Origin of the sequence: Microlunatus sagamiharensis (assembly GCF_900105785.1) — a bacterium.
Taxonomy (GTDB): Bacteria; Actinomycetota; Actinomycetes; order Propionibacteriales; family Propionibacteriaceae; genus Microlunatus; species Microlunatus sagamiharensis.
This window is the reverse complement of sequence record NZ_LT629799.1, coordinates 2,357,857-2,378,151: the sequence shown is the minus strand read 5'-3', so window position 1 is coordinate 2,378,151 and position 20,295 is coordinate 2,357,857. Positions and strand designations below refer to the sequence as shown.

At 75.3% G+C, this 20,295-nt stretch carries 21 protein-coding genes; 8 read left to right on the top strand and 13 right to left on the bottom strand.

Features of this window, described 5'->3' with window-relative positions:
* Positions 1-146 precede the first annotated feature (146 nt).
* Positions 147-1,010, bottom strand: coding sequence for a DUF3097 domain-containing protein (locus tag BLU42_RS10800; protein WP_091074433.1), 864 nt, complete (start codon positions 1,008-1,010; stop codon positions 147-149).
* A gap of 109 nt (positions 1,011-1,119) precedes the next feature.
* Entirely contained in the window at positions 1,120-2,145 is a 1,026-nt protein-coding gene (locus tag BLU42_RS10795) for a LacI family DNA-binding transcriptional regulator (protein ID WP_091074432.1), read from the bottom strand.
* Between the two features lie 122 nt (positions 2,146-2,267).
* Here BLU42_RS10795 and BLU42_RS10790 point away from each other — a divergent pair, with 122 nt between their 5' ends.
* Both BLU42_RS10790 and BLU42_RS10785 read left to right on the top strand, forming a co-directional pair.
* Positions 2,268-3,479 (top strand): Gfo/Idh/MocA family protein, encoded by a 1,212-nt coding sequence (locus BLU42_RS10790; protein WP_091074431.1) that lies wholly within the window; start codon positions 2,268-2,270, stop codon positions 3,477-3,479.
* 83 nt (positions 3,480-3,562) lie between these two features.
* Entirely contained in the window at positions 3,563-4,177 is a 615-nt protein-coding gene (locus BLU42_RS10785) for an LON peptidase substrate-binding domain-containing protein (protein WP_231918588.1), read from the top strand.
* A gap of 151 nt (positions 4,178-4,328) precedes the next feature.
* Here the strand turns inward: BLU42_RS10785 and BLU42_RS10780 are convergent, their stop codons facing one another.
* Positions 4,329-5,369: a LacI family DNA-binding transcriptional regulator gene (locus BLU42_RS10780; RefSeq protein WP_091074430.1), complete on the bottom strand. Its 1,041-nt coding sequence runs from the start codon at positions 5,367-5,369 to the stop codon at positions 4,329-4,331.
* A gap of 583 nt (positions 5,370-5,952) precedes the next feature.
* On the opposite strand from BLU42_RS10780, the gene BLU42_RS21110 reads away from it, so the two are divergent.
* Positions 5,953-7,182 (top strand): sensor histidine kinase, encoded by a 1,230-nt coding sequence (locus BLU42_RS21110; RefSeq protein ID WP_091074429.1) that lies wholly within the window; start codon positions 5,953-5,955, stop codon positions 7,180-7,182.
* Positions 7,179-7,850, top strand: coding sequence for a response regulator (locus BLU42_RS21105; protein ID WP_197680408.1), 672 nt, complete (start codon positions 7,179-7,181; stop codon positions 7,848-7,850). Before BLU42_RS21110 ends, BLU42_RS21105 begins: the two co-directional genes overlap by 4 nt.
* A gap of 10 nt (positions 7,851-7,860) precedes the next feature.
* Here BLU42_RS21105 and BLU42_RS10765 read toward each other — a convergent pair whose 3' ends face one another.
* The 7 genes from BLU42_RS10765 to BLU42_RS10735 all read right to left on the bottom strand — a co-directional run bounded on the left by BLU42_RS10765 (position 7,861) and on the right by BLU42_RS10735 (position 13,261).
* Positions 7,861-8,277 (bottom strand): DUF3592 domain-containing protein, encoded by a 417-nt coding sequence (locus tag BLU42_RS10765; protein WP_157719932.1) that lies wholly within the window; start codon positions 8,275-8,277, stop codon positions 7,861-7,863.
* A gap of 50 nt (positions 8,278-8,327) precedes the next feature.
* Positions 8,328-9,173, bottom strand: a complete 846-nt coding sequence (locus BLU42_RS10760; protein WP_091074427.1) for an NmrA family NAD(P)-binding protein — start codon at positions 9,171-9,173, stop codon at positions 8,328-8,330.
* A 35-nt stretch (positions 9,174-9,208) separates the two neighbouring features.
* On the bottom strand, positions 9,209-9,895 hold the full coding sequence (locus BLU42_RS10755) for an anti-sigma factor (protein WP_091074426.1): 687 nt from the start codon (positions 9,893-9,895) through the stop codon (positions 9,209-9,211).
* Positions 9,883-10,671 (bottom strand): RNA polymerase sigma factor, encoded by a 789-nt coding sequence (locus BLU42_RS10750; protein WP_231918096.1) that lies wholly within the window; start codon positions 10,669-10,671, stop codon positions 9,883-9,885. The genes BLU42_RS10755 and BLU42_RS10750 overlap by 13 nt, the downstream gene beginning before the upstream one ends.
* Entirely contained in the window at positions 10,668-11,381 is a 714-nt protein-coding gene (locus tag BLU42_RS10745; protein WP_157719931.1) for a class F sortase, read from the bottom strand. The genes BLU42_RS10750 and BLU42_RS10745 overlap by 4 nt, the downstream gene beginning before the upstream one ends.
* 66 nt (positions 11,382-11,447) lie before the next feature.
* Positions 11,448-12,281, bottom strand: a complete 834-nt coding sequence (locus BLU42_RS10740; RefSeq protein ID WP_091074424.1) for a DUF4397 domain-containing protein — start codon at positions 12,279-12,281, stop codon at positions 11,448-11,450.
* A 125-nt stretch (positions 12,282-12,406) separates the two neighbouring features.
* Positions 12,407-13,261 (bottom strand): MBL fold metallo-hydrolase, encoded by an 855-nt coding sequence (locus BLU42_RS10735; protein ID WP_172825782.1) that lies wholly within the window; start codon positions 13,259-13,261, stop codon positions 12,407-12,409.
* A gap of 101 nt (positions 13,262-13,362) precedes the next feature.
* Between BLU42_RS10735 and hrcA the strand changes: the two genes are divergently transcribed.
* Genes hrcA through BLU42_RS10720 form a run of 3 tightly spaced genes read left to right on the top strand, consistent with a single transcriptional unit; the run spans position 13,363 to position 16,316 of the window.
* Entirely contained in the window at positions 13,363-14,358 is a 996-nt protein-coding gene (gene hrcA / locus BLU42_RS10730; protein WP_091074422.1) for a heat-inducible transcriptional repressor HrcA, read from the top strand.
* 49 nt (positions 14,359-14,407) lie between these two features.
* The gene (dnaJ, locus tag BLU42_RS10725; protein WP_091074421.1) at positions 14,408-15,577 is read left to right on the top strand and encodes a molecular chaperone DnaJ; all 1,170 of its coding nucleotides are present in this window, start codon (positions 14,408-14,410) and stop codon (positions 15,575-15,577) included.
* Between the two features lie 7 nt (positions 15,578-15,584).
* Positions 15,585-16,316: a 16S rRNA (uracil(1498)-N(3))-methyltransferase gene (locus BLU42_RS10720; RefSeq protein WP_091074420.1), complete on the top strand. Its 732-nt coding sequence runs from the start codon at positions 15,585-15,587 to the stop codon at positions 16,314-16,316.
* Positions 16,317-16,347: 31 nt separating this feature from the next.
* On the opposite strand, the gene BLU42_RS10715 is transcribed toward BLU42_RS10720, so the two are convergent.
* Genes BLU42_RS10715 through BLU42_RS10705 form a run of 3 tightly spaced genes read right to left on the bottom strand, consistent with a single transcriptional unit; the run spans position 16,348 to position 18,928 of the window.
* The gene (locus tag BLU42_RS10715; protein WP_091074419.1) at positions 16,348-17,310 is read right to left on the bottom strand and encodes an ABC transporter ATP-binding protein; all 963 of its coding nucleotides are present in this window, start codon (positions 17,308-17,310) and stop codon (positions 16,348-16,350) included.
* A complete protein-coding gene (locus tag BLU42_RS10710) occupies positions 17,310-18,125 on the bottom strand; it encodes an ABC transporter permease (protein WP_091074418.1) in 816 nt (271 codons plus the stop codon). Before BLU42_RS10710 ends, BLU42_RS10715 begins: the two co-directional genes overlap by 1 nt.
* The gene (locus BLU42_RS10705; RefSeq protein ID WP_091074417.1) at positions 18,122-18,928 is read right to left on the bottom strand and encodes an ABC transporter permease; all 807 of its coding nucleotides are present in this window, start codon (positions 18,926-18,928) and stop codon (positions 18,122-18,124) included. The genes BLU42_RS10710 and BLU42_RS10705 overlap by 4 nt, the downstream gene beginning before the upstream one ends.
* Positions 18,929-19,055: 127 nt before the next feature.
* On the opposite strand from BLU42_RS10705, the gene BLU42_RS10700 reads away from it, so the two are divergent.
* Positions 19,056-20,291 (top strand): ROK family transcriptional regulator, encoded by a 1,236-nt coding sequence (locus BLU42_RS10700; protein WP_091074416.1) that lies wholly within the window; start codon positions 19,056-19,058, stop codon positions 20,289-20,291.
* Positions 20,292-20,295: the final 4 nt, after the last annotated feature.

Sequence of the window (20,295 nt, the reverse complement as noted above, 5' to 3'; positions counted from 1 at the left end):
TCACGCGCCGACCCCGCAGGGCCGGTGGCGGCAGCCTGGCAGCCCGCGGGGGTGGTGGGGGCCAGCCGTGGGGAACCTCCGCGACCGACCTCGACGCGGTGATTCCCAGCCCGGAGCAATGCCCGGCCACCGGCCGGCCGTCGGTCTCAGGTGTCGGTGGGCACGTGGCCGGCGGTGACGAAGTCGATGAGCTCCTCCACGCAGGTGAGCAGCGGTCGCTCGATGTCGGACCAGTTGCGCACCCGCCCGAGGATGGCCTGCCAGGCCCGCGCGATGTCGGCCTGGTCGGCGTGGGGCAGCCTGAGGATCTCGCAGATCCCGGCCTTCCACTCGACGTCGCGGGGGATGTCCGGCCAGCGCTTGAGGCCGACGCGCTCGGGCTTCACGGCCTGCCAGACGTCGACGTACGGGTGGCCGAGCACGCGGACGTGGGCGCCGTACCGGCCGCGCTCGACGGCCTGGGCGATGCGCGTCTCCTTGCTGCCGGGGACGAGGTGGTCGGCGAGGACGCCGAGGCGGCGGCCCGGGCCCGGGGCGAACTCCTCGACCACCGCGGCGAGGTCGTCGATCCCGCCGAGGAACTCCACGACCACACCGACGTGGCGCAGGTCGTCGCCCCAGATGCGTTCGACGAGCTCGGCGTCGTGGCGGCCCTCGACGTAGATCCGGCTGGGCAGCGCGACCCTGGCCTTGTCCCCACCCGGCGTGGCGACCGAACCCGACGCGGTCCGCCTCGCCGTCCTGGCCGCGGCGCGCACCGGGACCTGGAGGGAGACGGGCTTGCCGTCCACGAGGAAGCCCGGGCCGACCTCGAAGGCGCGGACCTTGCCGCGGCGGTCCTCGAGCAGGACGAGGCCGTTCTCCCAGCGCAGGACCGCGCCGCAGAAGCCGCTCGTCGCGTCCTCGACCACGAGGTCGCGCTCGAGGGTCAGCGATTCGCTGACCGGCTTGCGCGGGGCGTTCCAGCCCGCGCTGAGGACGTCACCGTTGTAGCGGTCGAGGGGGCTCACGGCGGCAGCGTAGGAGCGGTCGTGGCCGTAGCGGGGGAGCCGCCCGGCGCGAGTCCCCCACAACCCCTGGTGCGTCGGCCACCTCTGGGGTGGTTGACGCGGCAGCAGCTCAGTCGGGTGGTGCGGGGCACCCGCAGGACTCGCGCACGACGAGGTCCAGGCCGAGCACCTGGTGGCCCTCGACGGGTCCGCCGGGCCGTTCGAGGGCGTCCAGCGCCGCCTCGGCCATGGCGGCGACCGGCTGTTTCGCGGTGGTGAGCGGGGGAGCGGCGTACGCGGCCTCCTCGATGCCGTCGAAGCCGACCACGGCCACGTCCTCGGGCACCCGCACCCCGGCGGCGCGCAGGCCGTGCAGGACGCCGAGCGCCTGGGCGTCGGAGGTGGCGAAGACGGCGGTCGGCCGCTGCGGACCCGCGAGCAGCGCGGCGACCGCGGCGCTGCCGCCCCGGCGGTCCCAGCCGACGCGGACGACCGGCCCGGGCGCGGCGTCGTAGGCCGCGAGCGCCTGCTGCCAGCCGAGCTCGCGGGCCCCGGCGCGCCGCGCGCCGGACTCCCCGGTGACCAGCGCGACCGAGCGGTGGCCGTGCACCGCGAGCAGGTGGTCGACGACCAGCCGGGCGCCCTGGGTCGCGTCCGGACCGACGGCGCAGCGCCCGCCGACCGGGAAGGGGGCGTTCAGGTAGACGGTGGGGAGCCCTGGCGCCGTGCCCGGCGGCGGGTCGGCGTGGCCGAGCACGGTCGCGACCAGGAGCCCGTCGACGCCGTGGCGCGGGAGCGTCTGCAGCAGCTCGCGCTCCACGTCCGGCTCGTTGCCCGACCCGGCCGCGAGGACAGCGAGCCCGCGGCGGGCGGCCGCGTCCTGGACGGCCTCCGACAGCTCGGCCATGAACGGGTTCGCCACCCGGGGGATGACGAGGCCGACGATGCCGGTCGAGCCGCGGCGCAGGGCCCGCGCCGCCCGGTTGGGGCGGTAACCGAGGTCGCGCACCGCGTCGCGCACCCGCGCCGCGGTCCCCGGGGCGACGTTGCGCGGACCGCCGTTGACCACGTAGCTCACCACCGCCGGGCTCACCCCGGCCCGGCGCGCGACCTCGGCGGCGGTCGCCCGACGTGCGGGCTCCTCGGTCTGCGGCACGTCACCACCCTCTCGTGCGGTCGCGGCGGACCCACTCGCGCCCGGTGCACGAGCTCGTCATCTAATCGTTTAGATTAGCGGGCGGCGGTGCAGACGGCCCGCCGGATCGGGAGGACGGGCACGTGAAGATCGGCGTCATCGGGACGGGGCAGTTCGCAGGGAGCTTCATCGGGCTGTGGCAGCGCCACCCCGACGTCGGGGACATCCACGTCACCGACCTCGTGCCCGAGCGGGCGGCCGAGCACGTCGAGCGCTACGGCATCGCCGGCGCGTACGACGACGCCGACGCCCTGATCGCCTCCGACGTCGACGCGGTGGCCGTCTTCACCCAGCGCTGGACGCACGCCGAGCTCGTGCTGAAGGCCCTCGACGCCGGCAAGCACGTCTACTCCGCGGTGCCGATGGCGCTGCAGGTGGACGAGATCGAGGCCATCGTGCGCAAGGTCGAGGAGACCGGGCTCGTCTACATGATGGGCGAGACCAGCTACTACAACCCGGCGGTCGTGTGGGCCCGTGAGCAGAACGCCAAGCGCGCGTTCGGCCGCGTCTTCTACTCCGAGGGCGACTACGTGCACGACATGGACAACGGCTTCTACGCCGCGTACCAGTTCAGCGGTGGCGAGGGCTGGAAGGCGACCGCGTCGTACCCGCCCATGCTCTACCCGACCCACGCCGTCGGCGGCGTGCTCGGCGCCCTGCCCACGCACGCGACGTCGGTGTCCTGCATCGGGATCAAGGACGACCGCGGCGACGGGGTGTTCGACGCCGACGTGTCGCTGTGGGGCAACGAGTTCAGCAACATGACCGCGCTCTTCGGCCTCGCCGACGGCGGCACGATGCGCACCAACGAGTTCCGTCGGGTGGGGCACCCCGGGCGGGTGCACGAGTCGCGCTTCCGCTTCTACGGCACCGACGGCGTCATGGAGCAGACCTCCACGGGCGCCTCGTGGAGCACGCGCGACGAGATCGAGGACATCGGCGAGCTGTTCCGGACCTACACCCACGGCGGTCAGGCGGTCGACCCGACCGTGCTCGAAGGCCTCGACCCGGCCCTGCGGCACTCCTTCGAGTCGGGCCTGGCGAAGGTGCACGACACCAGCCGGCTGCCGAAGGAGTTCGACGGTGCGCCCAACGGCCACGAGGGCAGCCACCACTTCCTCGCCGACGACTTCGTCCGTGCGGTGACCACCGTTACGCAGCCGCCGGTCAACGCGTGGCGGGCGGCGCGGTTCACGCTGCCGGGCATCGTCGCGTGGGACTCGGCGAACGCCGACGGCGTACGGCTGCCCGTGCCCGACTTCGGCGACGGCCCGGCCGACCCCGGCTGGGGCTAGGTCGTGCGCGCGGGCGGGTCGTCAGGCGCCCGCCCGCGCACCCACCGCTGGGTGGCGCCTGGAAGGCTGGGGGCGTGGTCGCGATGGCGATGTTCCCGCTCGGCTCGGTCCTGCTCCCGGCGATGCCGCTGCACCTGCGCGTCTTCGAGGAGCGCTACCTGCTGATGCTCTCCGAGCTGGTGGCGGCCGAGGACGCGCGGTTCGGGGTGGTGCTCATCGAGCGCGGCTTCGAGGTCGGCGGCGGTGACCACCGCTTCGGCGCGGGCACGGTGGCCGACATCCTCCAGGTGGCCGCCGAGGACGGGGTCGTGGGGCTCGCCGCGCAGGGCGGCCGGCGCTTCGAGGTCGTCGAGTGGCTGGACGGCACCCCCTACCCGCGGGCCGAGGTCCGCGAGCTCGACGACCTGGAGTGGGACGACGCCCTGGCGCCGCTGCTCGAGGAGACCGAGCAGGTCGTGCGCAGCACGCTCGCCCAGGCGTCGGAGTTCGCCGAGACGGGCTGGTCCCCGGACGTGGAGCTCGCCGACGAGCCCATGCCGCGCTGCTGGCAGCTGGCCGGCATCGCCCCGCTCGGCGACCTCGACCGGCTCACCCTGCTGCGCGCGGCCTCGACCGAGGAGCTGCTGCGCCTCACGGCCGAGCTCACCCGCGACGCGCGGGTCCAGTACTCCGCGCCCTGGCCCGACGACGAGGCCTGACGCCTCCTCGCGCCCGCCCTCGGTGCGCTGGACGCGCACGGACCGCCCCGCCCCACCCGCCGAGAGGTAGGTTGCCGCGCCCTGTATCGGCGTGTCGCGCGCCGCAACCTACCGCTCGGCGGTCAAAGGGGCGGCGGTGAGGGGACGGCGGTCAGGCGGTGGTTCGCGGCGGGCCCGAGCTGGTCCGGACGACGAGCTCGACGTCCATCAGGACCTGGCGCGGCGGGTCGGTGGGGTCGAGGAGCATCCGGCCGATCTCGCGGCCGCGCTCGGTGATCGGCTGGCGCACGGTGGTGAGCCCGCGCGGCGCGGCGGCGGCGATGTCGTCGAACCCGCACACCGACACCGTCGCGGGAACGTCGACGCCGGCCGCGGTCAGGCCCTCGAGGACCCCGAGCGCGAGGACGTCGCTCAGGGCGACGACCGCGGTCGGGAGCCGGTCCTGCGCGAGCAGCCAGGCGGCGGCCCGCAGCCCGGAGTCGAAGTCGTTCACCCCGGCGGTGACCATCGAGATCCGGCCGCCGAGGGTGTCGGAGATCCCGGCGAGGCGGGCGGCGTAGTCGGCGTAGCCGATCCGCGGCGGGTCGACCACCCGGACCTCGGCGTCGTCGGGGTCGTCGACCGTCGGGGCGACGACGAGGACGTCGGTGTGGCCCAACCCGGCCAGGTGCTCGGCGACGAGGACCCCCGTACGCCGGTCGTCGATCGCGACCCAGCTCGCGCCGGGGTCGTCGACGCGGTGGGTCGTCACGAGGCCGAGGCCGCGGGCCCGGGCGAGCTCGGCGGCGGGGTGGCCGTCGGACAGCGAGAGCAGGGCGAGGGCGTCGATGCTGGCCGAGCGGACCACAGACAGGTCGGGCTCGCCGTGCTCGTCGTGGGGCAGCGGCAGCAGCACGATCGAGGTGGTGCGCTCGACGGCCGAGGCGAGCCCGGCGAGCATCGCGACCGCGTACGGGTCGGAGAAGGCGTAGGAGAGGTGCCCGGTCAGGAGCACCCCGACCGCGCCGGAGCGTCCGGTGCGCAGGGCCCGGCCGGCCGCGTCCGGCCCCGTGAACCCCAGCTCCGCGGCCACGGCGAGGATGCGTTCGCGCAGCTCCGCCGACAGCTGGTCGGGCCGGTTGTAGGCGTTGGAGACCGTGGCCGGCGAGACGCCGACCGCGGTCGCCACCGTCTTGAGCGTCACCCTGGCCATTGGCGGACTCTAGCGGTGCGCGACGCGACCGAGGGCGCGCCGCAGCGCGGGACCGATCCCCCGGACTGCTCAGCGCGAGCACCGGGAAGGGTCAGCGACGGCCCTTGCGCGGGACCGGGAGCGGCTCGACGCCCGGGGTCCAGTTGAGGACGCTGGCGCGCTCCAGGAACTCGTCGCTGGACAGGTCCCCGGTGGCGAAGCGGGTCGCGAGGATCTCGCGCGCCTCGTGCTCGGGGGTCTTCGCGCGACCCCGAGCGCCAGCCCGTCCAGGCGACCGCTGCGGCGGAGGTAGAAGAACGTGGCGCCGAGCAGGAGCAGGAAGAGCAGGAACATCAGACCTCCGAGGAAGGGGAAGGGTCCGCCGTGGGCGGCCCACTGGGCGTGCTGGGCGGCGGCGTCGGGGCCGAGGCCGGGTCCGTGTGGTGGCATGACCCCACCCTCCGTCGCTGCGGCCCCGCGCACATCGGGCGACGGGCGACACCCTGCGTACGCCTCCTGACGTACGCCGGGTACGCGCCAGGGGGGACGCTCGGAGGCCCTCGCTCGCCTAGGGTCGGGACGTGCCCACAGCAGGAGGAGCAGCGTGAGCCACGCCCGTCGCGTGCTGCTGCTCAACGCCGCCCTCGGGCTCGGGATCGCCTGGTTCTGCTGGGCCGCGGCGCACGTGCCCTGGCAGGACCCGGACGGCCAGGCGGGCGACCGCGACGGGCGGGGGCCGCGCTTCGGCGGGCCGGCCGGCGGCGGCCGCGGACCGGACGGGCCCTGGACCACGACCTCGGTGCCCTGGACGGCCGCACCGTTCCTGCTCCTGCTGGCCCTCGGCGTCGCGCTGCGCCGGGCACGGCCGCGCACCGCCTTCGTGGCGAGCGTCGTCGGGGTCGGCGGCTTCTTCGCGACGACGTCGTTCTTCGCGCCGGCGCTGCTGGCCCTCGCGCTCACCGTCTACCCGATGGCCGTCGCGCTGCCGGTCCGGCGCTGGGCGTGGCTGCTGGCGCTCCTGGTCCCCGCGGTCCTGGCTGCGCACCACGACGAGGCCTACCTCGGCGTGCTCGAGCCCGTGGTCTACGCCGAGCTGGTGATGGCCCTCGCCCTCGCCGTCGCGCCGGTGCTGCTCGTCCTGCTGCGCCGCAGCCGGCGCGAGGTCGAGCGGCGCGAGCGGGCGGAGGAGGTGCGCCGCAGCGCGTACGAGGAGCGGCTGCGGGTGGCGCGCGAGGTGCACGACGTCGTCGGGCACAGCCTGTCGGTGGTTACCATGCAGGCCGGGGTCGCGCTGCACGTCCTCGACAAGCAGGACGGGGCGGGCGTCCCGGCCGAGGTGACGGCGGCGCTGGAGGCGATCCGGCGCTCCAGCCGCGACGCCCTCGCCGAGCTGCGGACGACGCTGGGCATGTTCCGCGAGGCCGAGCCGCGCTCGCCGGTCGCCGGGCTCGCGCGGCTCGACGACCTCGTCGCGGCGCTGGGCACCGCCGGCCGCCCGGTGAGCGTCGTCCGGGACGACCACGGCGACGGCACGCCGCTGCCCGCCGCGGTGGACCAGGCGGCGTTCCGGATCGTGCAGGAGGCCCTGACCAACGTGGTCCGCCACGCCGACGGCGCCGGCGCGAGCGTCCGGGTCGAACGGCGCCCGGACGCGCTGGTCGTCGAGGTCGCCGACGAGGGCCCGGGCGCGGTCGTCGCGGAGGGCAACGGGATCCGCGGGATGCGCGAGCGGGCCGCGGCGCTCGGCGGCGAGGTCGAGGTCGTCCCCGGCCCGCGACGCGGCCTGGTCGTCCGGGCCCGGCTGCCGCTCGTCGGCGCCGAGGTCACCTCGTGAGCGACGCAGGCGCCTCCCGTGTCCGGGTCGTCGTGGTCGACGACCAGCCGCTGGTGCGAATGGGGCTGCGCACCCTGATCGGCTCCGAGGACGACCTCGAGCTCGTCGGCGAGGCCGAGGACGGCCGGGCGGCGCTCGACCTGGTGCGTCGGGTGCGTCCCGACGTCGCCCTGATGGACATCCGGATGCCGCGGCTGGACGGGATCGAGGCCATGCGGGCGATCGCCGCGGACCCGACGCTGGCCGGCGTACGGGTCGTGGTGCTGACGACCTTCGAGACCGACGAGCACGTCTTCGACGCGCTGCAGGCGGGTGCGGCCGGCTTCCTGGTCAAGGACTCCGAGCCGGCCGACATGCTGCGCGCGGTCCGGCTGGCGGCGGCGGGGGAGTCGCTGCTGTCGCCCTCGGTGACGCGGCGCGTGATCGACTCCTTCGCCCGGAGCGCGCCGGCCCGGCGCGGCCACCCCCGGCTGAGCGACCTGACCGAGCGCGAGCGCGAGGTCCTCGGCCTGATCGGCGAGGGCCTGAGCAACGACGAGATCGGCACCCGCCTCGTCGTCAGCCCGGCCACCGCCCGGACGCACGTCAGCCGGGTGATGACCAAGCTCGGCGCCCGGGATCGCGCCCAGCTCGTCGTCGTCGCCTACCAGTCGGGGCTGGTTCGCTGAGCCGTCACCCCTAGCGGCTGAGGAGCACCGCGGCCACGACCACGCCGGCCGCGACGATGACGCCGCCCACCACGGCGAAGACCGTGCCGACCAGGTCGCCGCTGACGATCCCGGAGGCGACGACCGCCTCGTGGGGGTCGGCCGGGTTCTCCAGCACCTGGACGGGGCGACCGAGCGGGTCGCGCACGACCGTCGAGGTGGAGGTGTTCCAGAAGAGCGCCGTGGTGCCGTCCGCCCGGCGGTAGGCGACCTGGCACCGGGTCTGCTCGCCGTCCCAGTCCGTCGCGACGACCTCGCCGGGGTAGGGGCGCCAGGTCCGGCGGCGCCGGCTGTCCGCGCGGACCGTCCGGATGCCGATTAGGAGGAAGAACGCGCCGAAGAGCACCAGCCCCAGCGAGACCAGCCACGCGCCCTGGGTGAGGGTCACGAGGGGAGCGTACGACCCGTCCGGGTCGCCTGAACCGCTCCCCTGCGGCCTCAGACGGGGCCGGTGAAGGCCTCGCGGTGGTCGGCGACCCACTCGGCGAAGCTCCGCCCGGGGCGATCGAGGACCTCGTCGACGGCCGGGAGGACGAGGCCGTCGCGCACGCCGACGGTGCGCTCCTGCATGGCGAGCAGCGAGTCGGCGAGCTGCTCGTTCATCCAGGGGTTGCGCAGCAGGTCGGCGCGCGCCTCCGCCCGGCTCTGCTCCTCGAAGCGCACCTCGCGCCCGAGCACCTCGCCGAGGACCCGCACCCGGTCGCGCTGGCTGAGCGCCTCCGGGCCGGACAGCTCGTGCACCGCGCCGGCGTGCCGGGCGGGGTCGAGCAGCGCCGCGACGGCGACGGCAGCGATGTCGGCCTCGTGCACGGGAGCGGCGACCGAGTCCCCGAACGGCGCCCGCACGGGCTCGCCCGCCCTGACCGCCGGCGCCCAGGCCAGGGTGTTGGTCATGAACATCCCGGGCCGCAGGTGGGTCCACCCGAGGCCCGAGCCCTCCACCGCGCGCTCGACGACGGTGTGACGGCGCTGCAGCGGGCTGTCGGTCTCCCAGCTCGCCGACAGGGAGGACAGCACCGTGACGTGCACGACCCCGGCGGCCACCGCCGCGGCCACGACGGCGTCGACGCCCTCAGGTGCGGGGAAGAGGTGCAGGGCCCGGACACCGTTGAACGCCTCCGTCGGTACCCCGCCGACGAGGTCGCCCGCGACGGTCTCCACCCCGTCCGGCCATTCGGTGCGCGCAGGGTCACGGCTCAGGGCGCGGACCGGCTCGCCCGCCGCCACCAGCTGCTCGACCACCTGCCGGCCCACGTTGCCGCTGGCCCCCGTCACCAGGATCATCCTCGGACGATAGCGCCGCGGGTCCGTCGCGCGACTCAGCCGGGGAGGGTGCCCCGGACGAGGCTGAGCTGCGAGTGCGCGGTGTCGCCGTCGTCGGGCTCGAGGGAGATGTCGACGGTGGAGTAGCCGTCGAGCTGCTGGTCCAGCGGCGCCGGCAGCCAGTAGCTGGCGTCGCCCGAGGACGGCAGCACGCCGAGGGCGTACATCCGCTTCCCGTCGCTGTTGATCAGCCAGACCTCGTGGTACTCGGCGCCGGGCGAGCCCTGGAGGCTCGCGTGCACCCGGAGCTGGAGCGCGTCGCTGGCCCGGACCAGCTCCGCCGAACCTTCACCGCTCTGCCCGGGCAGCGCGGCCAGGTCGGTGCGGGCGAGCACCGTGCCGGACCCGCCGCCCCCGTCGCGCAGCGCCTGCACGCCCAGCACGGCACCGGCGCCCACGACGAGGCCCGCGGCGGCGGCCACGGCCACGGGGAGCCACGCGCGTGGCCGACGGGTCGCGGCGCTCCCGCCCACCTCCGCGTCGATCGCGGCCCAGACGTCGGGGTGCGGCGGGCGCAGCGTCGTCCCCGAGGCGTCGCGGACCCCGCTCGTCACCGCGGCGAGCTCCTCGACGTCGTCGCTGCAGGCGCGGCAGCGGGCCAGGTGACCGGCCTCGGCCGCCATCGGTCCGGGCCCGAGGTCGGAGGCGATCGCCGCGATGCGCTCCGCGCTCAGGTGCTCCACGTCCTCGCCTCCCTCAGCCGGTCCCGCAGGTGCAGCAGCGTACGGCGCACGTGGCTCTTGACGGTGCCGAGCGGCAGGTCGAGCCCGTCGGCGATCTGCGGGTAGGTGTAGCCCTCCCAGAAGGCCATTCGGAGGATCGTGCCGCGCGGATCGGGCAGCTGCGCGATCTCGGCGGCGATGAGCAGCCGGTCCAGCTCCTCGTCGGTGGTCGGGACCGACGGTCCCCACGCGACGACGGCCTCGTCCTCGAGGGTGCTGGCCAGGCGCTGCTGGCGCTGCTGGCGGCGGTGGTGGTCGAGGAGCCGGTGGCGGGTGATGCCGACCAGCCAGCCCGGGAGGCTCCCGCGGCCGGGGGAGTAGTCGGCGCGGCTGCGCCACGCGCTGACGAAGACCTGCTGCGTCACGTCCTCGGCGTCGACCGTCCGGCGCAGCTCGCGGCGCGCGAGGGTGTGGACCAGCGGGGCCCAGCGGCGGTAGGCCTCCTCGAGGCACGCGCGGTCGCCCGCGGCGAACCCGCGCGCGATGCGCGCCTCCTCCACCCCGAGGTCCACCCCGAGGTCCACCCCGAGGTCCACCCCGGGGTCCGCCCCGAGCTCGCCGACCACCTCGTCCGCCCGCCCCTCCCCGTCCGCGCCGTGCACCCCTACGGTCCGGTCCTCCGGCCCCGTACGGTCTGCGTCCTCCGTCCCGACCACCCGCTCGACGGCCCGCCGGCCCAGCTCCTGCACGACGGGCACCAGCGGGGACGGCTGCGCGCCCGCGACCTCGGCGCTCACCGGCGCTCCGCCGTCACGACGAGATTGTCCTGGTAGCCGCCGCGCCTCGGCTCGTAGGGCCCGCCGCAGGTGATCAGGCGCAGCACGGGCTTCCCGGACCGGGAGAAGACGTCGTCGGGGGAGAAGTCGGCCTTGCGGATCCGCTGGACGGCGCCGACCGCGTACGTGGTGGTGCGGCCCGCACGGTCGCGCACCTCGATGCGGTCGCCCTTCTCCAGGCCGGCGGCGCGCTCCAGGGGTCCGGCGCCGTAGCGCTCGCTGTCGACGTGACCGGCAAGGACCACGGCGCCGCGGCGGTCGGCCGGCGTGGGTCCGAAGCGGTACCAGCCGAGCTCGGTGGGCCGCTCGGGCAGGGCCATCTGGCCGCGGTCGTCGACGCCCTCGGCCACGACGGGCAGGTCCAGCCCGACCGAGCGGGCGAGGAGCCGCTCGGGCGGCACGACCTCGGGGGCCGGTCGCGGCGCGGCCGGCCGGGTGGTCCAGCGCGGCCCGGACGCCCGCCCCGTCGGCGACGACGAGGCGGACGGGGAGGGTGAGGGGGTTACGGACGGCGTACCGGCCGGGTCCTCGACCGTCGTGGTCACGGGCACGTCGGCCGCCACGCTGCGCGGGGTGAAGAGCTGGTGGCCGGCCACCGCGAGCAGGAGCGCGGACACGACGAGGACGGCCGGCCACAGCCAGCCGCCCCGTCGTGCGGTGGCGAGCGTCACCGGGTCACCGGGTCCTCGCGGGCCCGACCCGTGCGGCACGCGTCACCGCGTCGTCCTGCCGCACGCTCAGGCCCGGACGGTCCGGGTCCGCGCGGCCATCCGGGTGCCGGCCAGCACGAGGCCGACCAGGCCCAGGCCGAAGGCGCCGAGCGCGAGCGGGGAGCTCATCGCCGCCTGGCCGCCGGAGCCGCCGGGGACACCGCCCGGGTTGCCGCCCATGCCGCTGATCGTCTGCACGGCCAGGTCGAGGTTGTCGTCCTCGGCGGAGCCCCAGGCGTACACGATGGTGGTCGTGCCCTCCTCGAGGTCCACGTCGGCCGGGCCGATGACCGGGTCGCTCTCCCCGGCCAGGACCACGTCGGCGCTGATCGTGCCGGCGTCGAGGTCGGCGCTGTCCTCGTCGGGGTTCTCGAGGCCGCTGAAGGCGACCTCCTCGTTCGCGCGGACGTCCACGGCCGGGGCCGCGGCGTCGTGGCGCACGATCAGGCGCGCCTGGCCGGCGTCGAGGCCGGAGGTGTCGTTGGCGTACGCGGTCAGGCGCGGGTCGCCCGAGGCGTTGAGGTGGGCGACGACGGTGACGTTCGCGCCGGCCGGGACCTCGGCGTCCTCCAGCTCGGCCACGGCGTTGCCGTCGGCGCCGTCGCCGGCCGCGACGACCTTGAGGTCGTAGGTGCCGGCGGGCAGCTGCTGCGGGTCGGTCAGGGTGCCGGGCTCGAAGTCGCTGAGCAGCTCCTCGCCGTTGGCGTAGACGTCGACGGTCGCGCCGGGGACGGCGTGCAGGATCGAGACGGTGGCGGTGTCGGCGGCCTGAGCGCTGGTGGCGGGCAGCAGCAGGGCGCCGGACGTGACGGCCAGGGCGAGGGAACCCCGGATCAGTCGGGAACGGGCGGGCGTGGGCATCGGACCTCCAGGTGGGGCGGGGCTGGGCTTGCCTGTGCCTGGTCCTGCGCACGAGATGCCGCTGCGGATGCAACGGGTCCCGGATCTCCTGCCCGCGTCCTTGGGCCCGGTCCTGCGGGCCGCCCTCAGGCCAGTGGCAGGGTGCGGCGCGGCGCCACGGGACCCAGCTGCGCGAAGGCCGTGGGCAGCCCGGCGGCGAGGACCGCGTACGGGTACGCCCACTCCTGCTCGGCCGCCTCGTCCACCCCGACGCCGGTCTCGGCGAGGTGCCGGACCTGCCCGGCGACCGACGCGAGCCGGCCCCGCTGCTCGTAGACGAAGGGCCGGTCGACCGGCTCGCCGTGACCGGGGACGGCTCGGGTCGCGCCGGTCATCAGGCCGATGACGCCGTCGAGCGTGACCGGCCACTCGTGCAGGTAGGAGTCCGGGCCCAGGGCCGGCGGACCGGCCTGCTCGACGAGGTCGCCGGCGACGACGAGGTCCGCGTCGGGCACGACCACGACCAGGTCGGCGCCGGTGTGGCCCCGGCCGATGTGGGCGACCTCGACGCGGCGCCCGCCCAGGTCGAAGGCCGCGGCGAGCACGATCGGACGGTTCGGGGCGACGAGGTCGGCCGGCGCGAGCCCGAGCCGCTCCGCGTCGGCGTGGGCGTCCGGCGAGGCCAAGGACGCGGCGACGTCCTCGTGGCCGACGGTGGTGAGGTCGTCGAACGCTGCCAGGCCGAAGGCGTGGTCGCGGTGCGCGTGGGTCACCACGACGACCTCGAGCGGGACGTCGGTCACCGACGCGACCGAGGCCCGGACGGCCCGGCCCTGCGCAGGGGTCGAGCCCGTGTCGACGAGGAGCGCGCGCTCCGACCCGGCGAGCAGGACGAGGTTCACCGCGTCCGGCTCGGCGACGCAGCGCCAGGCGCCGGGCCCGAGCTCCTCCCAGGGGCCCGGCAGCGGGGTCGGCTCGGCGTCCTGCCCGGCGTCGGTCACGGCACTACACTGGCACTCACCGCACGCGAGTGCCAAGGGCCTCGCGCGCGTACGACGGCGGCGACTCGAGCGACAGCAGGCGAAGGGGTGGTGGAGCGAGCATGGACGACCGCAAGCTGCAGGTGCTCCGGGCCATCGTCACCGACTACGTCTCCAGCAAGGAGCCGGTCGGGTCCAAGGCGCTGGTCGACAAGCACGACCTCGGCGTCTCCCCGGCGACGGTCCGCAACGACATGGCCGCGCTGGAGGAGGAGGGCTACATCACGCAGCCCCACACCAGCGCGGGGCGCATCCCCACCGACAAGGGCTACCGGCTCTTCGTCGACCGGCTCGGGCAGGTCAAGCCGCTCTCCAGCGCCGAGCAGCGCGCGATCCAGACCTTCCTGTCCGGGGCGCTCGACCTCGACGACATCCTGCTGCGCACCGTCCGGCTCCTCGCCCAGGCGACGCAGCAGGTCGCGATCGTGCAGTACCCGACGCTGAGCACCTCCACGGTCCGCCACGTCGAGCTCGTGTCGCTGTCGTCGACCCGGCTGTTGCTGGTGCTCATCACCTCCACCGGGCGCGTCGAGCAGCGCTCCCTCGAGGTGCCCGAGGTCGAGGAGACCGGTCTGGGCGACCTGCGGACGGCGCTCAACGCGGCCGCCGCCGGGCGGACGCCGGTCGAGGCCGGCTCCGCGCTCCCGGCGCTGCTCGATGCGCTCCCAGCGGAGACGCTGCCGCTCGGGCGCACCGTGGTGGCCGCCCTGCTGGAGATGCTCGGCAGCGAGACCTCGACCCGCATGGTGATCGGCGGGATGCCTTACCTCACCCGCTACGGCGCCGACCCGAGCAGCATGAAGCCCGTGCTCGAGGCGCTGGAGGAGCAGGTCGTGCTGCTCACCCTGCTCGGCGAGGCCACGGCCGACGGCGTCACCGTCCGGATCGGGCAGGAGAACCCGGTGAAGGAGCTCCAGACGACCTCGGTCGTCGCCAGCGGCTACGGCAGCCGTGCCACCCTCGGGGTCGTCGGGCCGACCCGCATGGACTACCCCTCGACGATGGCCTCCGTGCGCGCGGTCGCGCGCTACGTCGGCCGCTTCCTCGCGCAACCCTGATCACGCACACCTGATCGCGTACCTCGAGCAAGGATGACCCACCCCAGACATGGCTGCTGACTACTACGAGACGCTCGGCGTCTCCCGCGACGCGTCGCCCGAGCAGATCAAGAAGGCCTACCGCCAGCTCGCGATGAAGCTCCACCCCGACGTCGCCACCGAGCCGGACGCGGGCGACCGCTTCAAGGCGGTGGCCGAGGCGTACGAGGTCCTCGCCGACCCGAAGAAGAAGGACCTCTACGACCGCGGCGCCGACCCGCTGGGCGGGGGCATGGGCGGCGGGTTCGCCGGCAACTTCGGCGGCCAGGGCGGCTTCGACTTCGGCAACCTCGTCGACGCGATGTTCGGCGGGCAGACCAGCCGCGGCCCGCGCTCGCGCGTGCGCCGCGGCCAGGACGCGCTCGTCCGGCTCGACCTCGAGCTGGCGGAGGCGGCGTTCGGCGTCACCAAGCCGCTGCGGGTCGACACGGCCGTGCTGTGCCCGCTCTGCAAGGGGTCCGGGGCGCAGGAGGGTTCCGAGCCCGTCACCTGCCGCACCTGCCACGGCCAGGGCGACGTGACGCACGTCCAGCGCTCCTTCCTCGGCGACATCCGCACGACGCAGCCCTGCCCGACCTGCGGCGGCTACGGCTCGGTCATCCCCGACCCGTGCCCCGAGTGCTCCGGCGACGGCCGCGTCCGCTCGGCCCGCACGATCAACGTCAAGATCCCGGCCGGCGTCAGCACCGGCAACCGGATCCACCTCTCCGCCCACGGCGAGGTCGGCCCCGGCGGCGGCCCGGCCGGCGACCTCTACGTCGAGCTGGCCGTCGCGCCGCACGAGGTGTTCCGTCGCGAGGGCGACGACCTCGAGGTGACGGTGCGCATCCCCATGACCGCGGCCGCGCTCGGCACCGAGGTCACGGTCCAGACGCTCGAGGCCGACCTGGCCGACACCGACGACGAGGACCGCGACGTGCACGTCAGCGTCCCGGCCGGCACCCAGTCGGGCACCCGCGTCGCCCTCGAGGGCTGGGGCGTCCCGCGCCTGCGGTCCAACGGCCGCGGCGACCTCGGCGTCACCCTGCTGGTGCAGACGCCCACGCGCCTGGACGACGAGCAGCGCGACCTGCTCCGCCAGCTCGCCGAGCTCCGTGAGGAGACCGGGCCCGAGGTGACGGTGCAGAAGCAGGGCCGCGGCGTCTTCGGCCGCCTGCGCGACGCCTTCGCCGGGCAGTGACGCGCGGGTGACCGACGCGCTCTTCCTCCTGGAGAGCCTGGCCTCGACCTCGCCGCAGGTCGGCGGCGAGGTGCTGGTCGACGGGTCCGAGGGGCACCACGCGGTCGCCGTCCGGCGCCTGCGGGCGGGCGAGCGCGTGCTCGTCGCCGACGGTTCCGGGGGCGGGGTCCGTGGCGAGGTCGTGGAGGCGAGCAAGGCGGGTCTGCGGGTCCGGGTCACCGAGGTGCTCACCGAGACCGCCCGTCCCGTACGCCTCGTCGTCGCGCAGGCGCTGGCCAAGGGCGACCGGGCCGAGCTCGCCGTCGAGATGCTGACCGAGGTCGGCGTCGACGAGGTCGTCCCGTGGCAGGCGTCGCGCTCGGTCGCGCGCTGGTCGGCCGACCGCGTCGAGCGCGGTCTCGGTCGCTGGCGCAGCACGGCCCGGGAGGCGGCCAAGCAGTCGCGCCGGCTCCGCGTCCCGCTCGTGTCGGACCCGGTGGGCACCAAGGCGCTCGCCGCCCGCCTGGCCGCCGCCGACCTGGCGCTCGTGCTCCACGAGGACGCCAGCGCCCCGATCGCCGAGGTCCCGCTCCCCGCCGCCGGCGAGGTCGTGGTCGTCGTCGGGCCCGAGGGCGGCATCAGCCCCGAGGAGCTGGCGGCGTTCGACGAGGCCGGCGCGCGGACCGTCCGCGTCGGCGACCACGTCCTGCGCACCTCCACCGCCGGGGTGGTCGCGCTCGCGGCGCTGCTCAACCGCTAGCCGCGGGACGCTCCTCGAGCCTGTGCGGACCTCAGCGGCGCGCCGCGTAGACCCGTCGGACGACGTCCTCGACGTCGGGCTCCTCGACCGAGAGGTCGACCACCTCGGCGTGCTCGGCGACGGCGGCGAGGACCTTGGCCGCGGTCGTGACCTCGGCGTCGAACGCCAGCCGCTGGCGCAGCCCGCCCGCCTCGCTCCCGAGGTGCCGCGCCCCCGGAACCGTCACCAGGTCCGCCCCCGGCTCCGCCAGGTCCACCACCAGCACCCGCTCCGCGCCGACGGTGCGCGAGAGCCCGGCGAGCGTGCCCTCGTACGCGAGCCGGCCGCGGTCGACGAGCAGCACCCGGTCGCAGAGCCGCTCGACGTCGCCCATGTCGTGGGTGGTGAGCAGCAGCGTCGTGCCGTGCGTGCGCCGCTCGGCCACGAGGAACTCGCGCAGCCGCTGCTTGGACAGCACGTCGAGCCCGATGGTCGGCTCGTCGAGCACGACGAGCCGGGGCGCGTGCAGCAGCGCCGCCGCGACCTCGGCGCGCATCCGCTGGCCGAGCGACAGCTGGCGCACGGGCGTCGACCAGTACGCGCCCATCTCGAGGCGCTCGACGAGCTCGTCGGTCCGCTCGCGCTCGCGCACCGCGCCGAGGGCGTGGATCGAGGCCAGGATCCGGAACGACTCGCGCACCGGGAGGTCCCACCACAGCTGCGAGCGCTGCCCGAAGACCACGCCGACCTGCCGGACCAGCCGGCGGCGGTCGTGGACGGGGTCGTGGCCGCAGGTGCGCACCGAGCCGCGGGTCGGCACGAGGATGCCGACGAGCATCTTGATCGTCGTGGACTTGCCGGCGCCGTTCGCGCCGATGTAGCCGACCGCCTCGCCCGCCCCGACCCGCACGGTCAGGTCGTCGACGGCGACCACGGTCCGCCGCCGGAGGCCGTCGCGCACCCGAAAGTCGCGCCCGAGGCCGTGGCTCTCGATCACCGCGTCCGGCTCGGTCATCAGCCGCCACCTCCCTGGTAGTGCCGTACGCCGACCCGCCAGGACAGCAGGGCCAGCCCCCACGCCCACACCGCGGCCAGCGGCGCGCACCAGCCGAGCCAGGCGGGCAGCCAGTCGGTGCCGGGCAGGCCGAGCAGCGTCACGACGGGCAGGTAGCCGGTGAAGGCGACCGGGAAGAGGAAGACGAACGCCGCCTTGACCGGACGTGACCAGACGCTGGCCGGCTGGGTCGAGGCGTAGCGGCCACCGTAGACGAAGGCGTTGGTCAGCTCCGCGCCGTCGACGACGAAGAACTGCACGCCGGCGGCCAGCACGAACATCGCCGAGGAGACCGCGATCCCGCTGACCAGGGCGAGCACCAGCAGCCCGACGGCGACCGGGGTGAGGGCCACGTCGTTGACCACGAGCCCGGTCACGAGCGCGGCGATCCCGACCGCCGCGCGGGCCAGCCGCCGCAGGCTGATGTCGCTGGTGACGAGCTGGAGCAGCAGCGGCTGCGGGCGGAGGTAGAAGACGTCGAAGGTGCCGCGGCGGACGAAGCCGGCGAGCCCGTCGCAGTGGCCGACGAGCAGGTCGGCGACCGAGTACGCGACGTCGGCCAGCCCGAAGACCAGGAGCACCTGGCCGAGGTCGAGCCCGCCGATGCGCCCGACGCCGTGGAAGAGCACCCAGACCTCGGCGAGCTCGACCAGCCCGACGAGCAGCGAGCCGAGCAGGTCCATGCGGAACGACGCGCGATAGCTGCGCTGCGCGCGGACCCGCGACGCGAGCACGGCGCGGTAGGGGGCGGTGCGTGCGGCCAGGGTGCCCCTCATCCGCCCTGCACCTCCAGCCGTACGCGGCCGGCGCGCGTGAGCACGGCCCCGAGCGCGGCCGTCACCACGAGCCACGCCGCCTGCACGGCCACCAGGCCGAGCGAGGTGGCGAGGTCGACGCGTCCGGAGAGGACGTCGACCGGGTGCTGCAGCATCGACGGGAAGGGCGTGGCCGAGGCGAGGGTGCGCAGCCAGCCGGGGAAGAGCGGGACCGGCACGAACAGCCCGGCGAGGAAGCCCGACGCGACCATGTAGAGGATCTCCAGGCCCCGGCCCTCGACGAGCCAGAAGCGCGACGCGGCGACGAGGTAGACCGTGGTGCACGACAGCGTGATCCCGAGCAGCACGCTGAGGGCGCCGAGGAGGTAGGGCAGCGGCGTCGTCGGCATGCTCATCCCCACGAGCAGGACGCCGATGAGCACCGACGGCAGGCCGCGGGGGAGCAGGGCGAACAGCCGGCTGCCGACCTCGAGGGCGATGCTCGCCGCCTGCACGTCGAGCGGCCGGGCGAAGTCGACGGCGATGTCGCCGTTCTTGATGCGCTCGGCGACGTCGGTGCGCCCGTACAGGTTCACCGAGCCGAGCAGGCCCTGGCTCAGCCAGATGTACGCGCTCATCGCGCCCACGTCGTAGCCGTTCAGCTCACCGCCCGCCGCGTCGAGCGTGGCGAAGAGGATGCCGACCTTGAGCAGCCCGAACGTCGCGTTCGCGACCAGCCCGCCGAGCGCGGCGAGGGGGTAGGCCGACCCGCGCCGGAAGCCCGCGGCCAGCAGCCTGGCGTAGGTCCTCGCGGTCGCACGCACAAGCGCGAGAACTTACTCCGGAGCCCGTACGCTCCACAAGGGGTCCGCCGGCGAGGACGTCCCTCGTCGCTCCCAGGGGTATCTCGTGCCCGAGGTGGTTCCTTAACCTGTGGAATAAAGTTCCGAGGTGACCGTGTCGAAACCCCTGCGCGGCGTGACGGCCGCCCAGACCCACAGCGCGATCCTCGACCTCATCCGCTCGGGCGGGGTGGTGAGCCGCGTCGAGCTGGCCGACCTCTCCGGGCTCACCGAGGCGTCGATCTCGCGCATCGTGCGCCAGATGCTCACCGACGGCCTCGTCGCCGAGATCGGGACGGGCGACCGCACGGGCGGCAAGCGGCGCACCCTGCTCCAGCTCAACGCGGGCTCGCGGCACGCGGCCGGGGTCGCGCTCGACTTCGCCCGCGTGACGTACGTGGTCACCGACCTCGGCGGGACCGTCGTCGCCCGGGCCGACGGCGAGGGCATCGGGATGGCCGCGCCCGGCGACGTCGTGCCGCGGCTGGCCGCGGAGCTGGACGACCTCGTGTCGTCCGCCGGCGTGGACCGCGCCTCGCTGATGGGCGTCGGGGTCGCCGCGGCGGGGCGCCAGGACAGCGCCCACCGCGTGCTGCGCAGCAACCCGAACGCCTCCGACTGGGAGCTCTTCGACATCGAGGACGCGCTGAGCAGCGCGACCGGGCTCCCGGTCGTCGTCGAGAACGACTCGACCTGCGCGGCGATCGGCGAGTACTGGGTGGGGCGCATCCCCGCGTCGGCCGACTTCGCCACGGTCTACCTGGCCACGGGCTTCGGGCTCGGCCTCGTCACCGGCGGCGACGTCTACCGCGGCGCGTCGTCCAACGTGGGCGAGATCGGCCACCTGGTCCTCGACATCGACGGGCCGCCCTGCTGGTGCGGCAGCCGCGGGTGCCTGGAGGTGCTGGCCGCGCCGCGGCGGATCGTGGCCCTCGCCATCGAGCGCGGCCTCGCCGGGGAGCTGGGCCTGCACGGGGAGGAGGGCACGGTGCGCGAGGACTCCGACCGGGTGGCGCGGGCCGCCGCCGCCGGTCACGCCGAGGCCCTCCCGGTGATCGAGGAGTCGGCGAGGCACCTGGCCCGTGCGCTCGTCTCGGTCACCAACCTGCTCGACCTCGGCCGGATCATCCTGGCCGGGCCCGGCTTCGCCGCGGCGGGGGAGATCTACCTGCGCCAGGCCCGCGAGGACCTGCAGCGCCTGAGCTTCGTCCGCGCGGTCCACCCGACGACGGTGAGCCTGTCCGCGTCCAGCGACGTCTCCGCCGCCCTCGGCGCCGCGACCCTCGTCCTGCACAGCCGCCTCACCCCGCACCAGACCTCGAGCCGCCTGGCCCTGGCCCGCTGAGGGC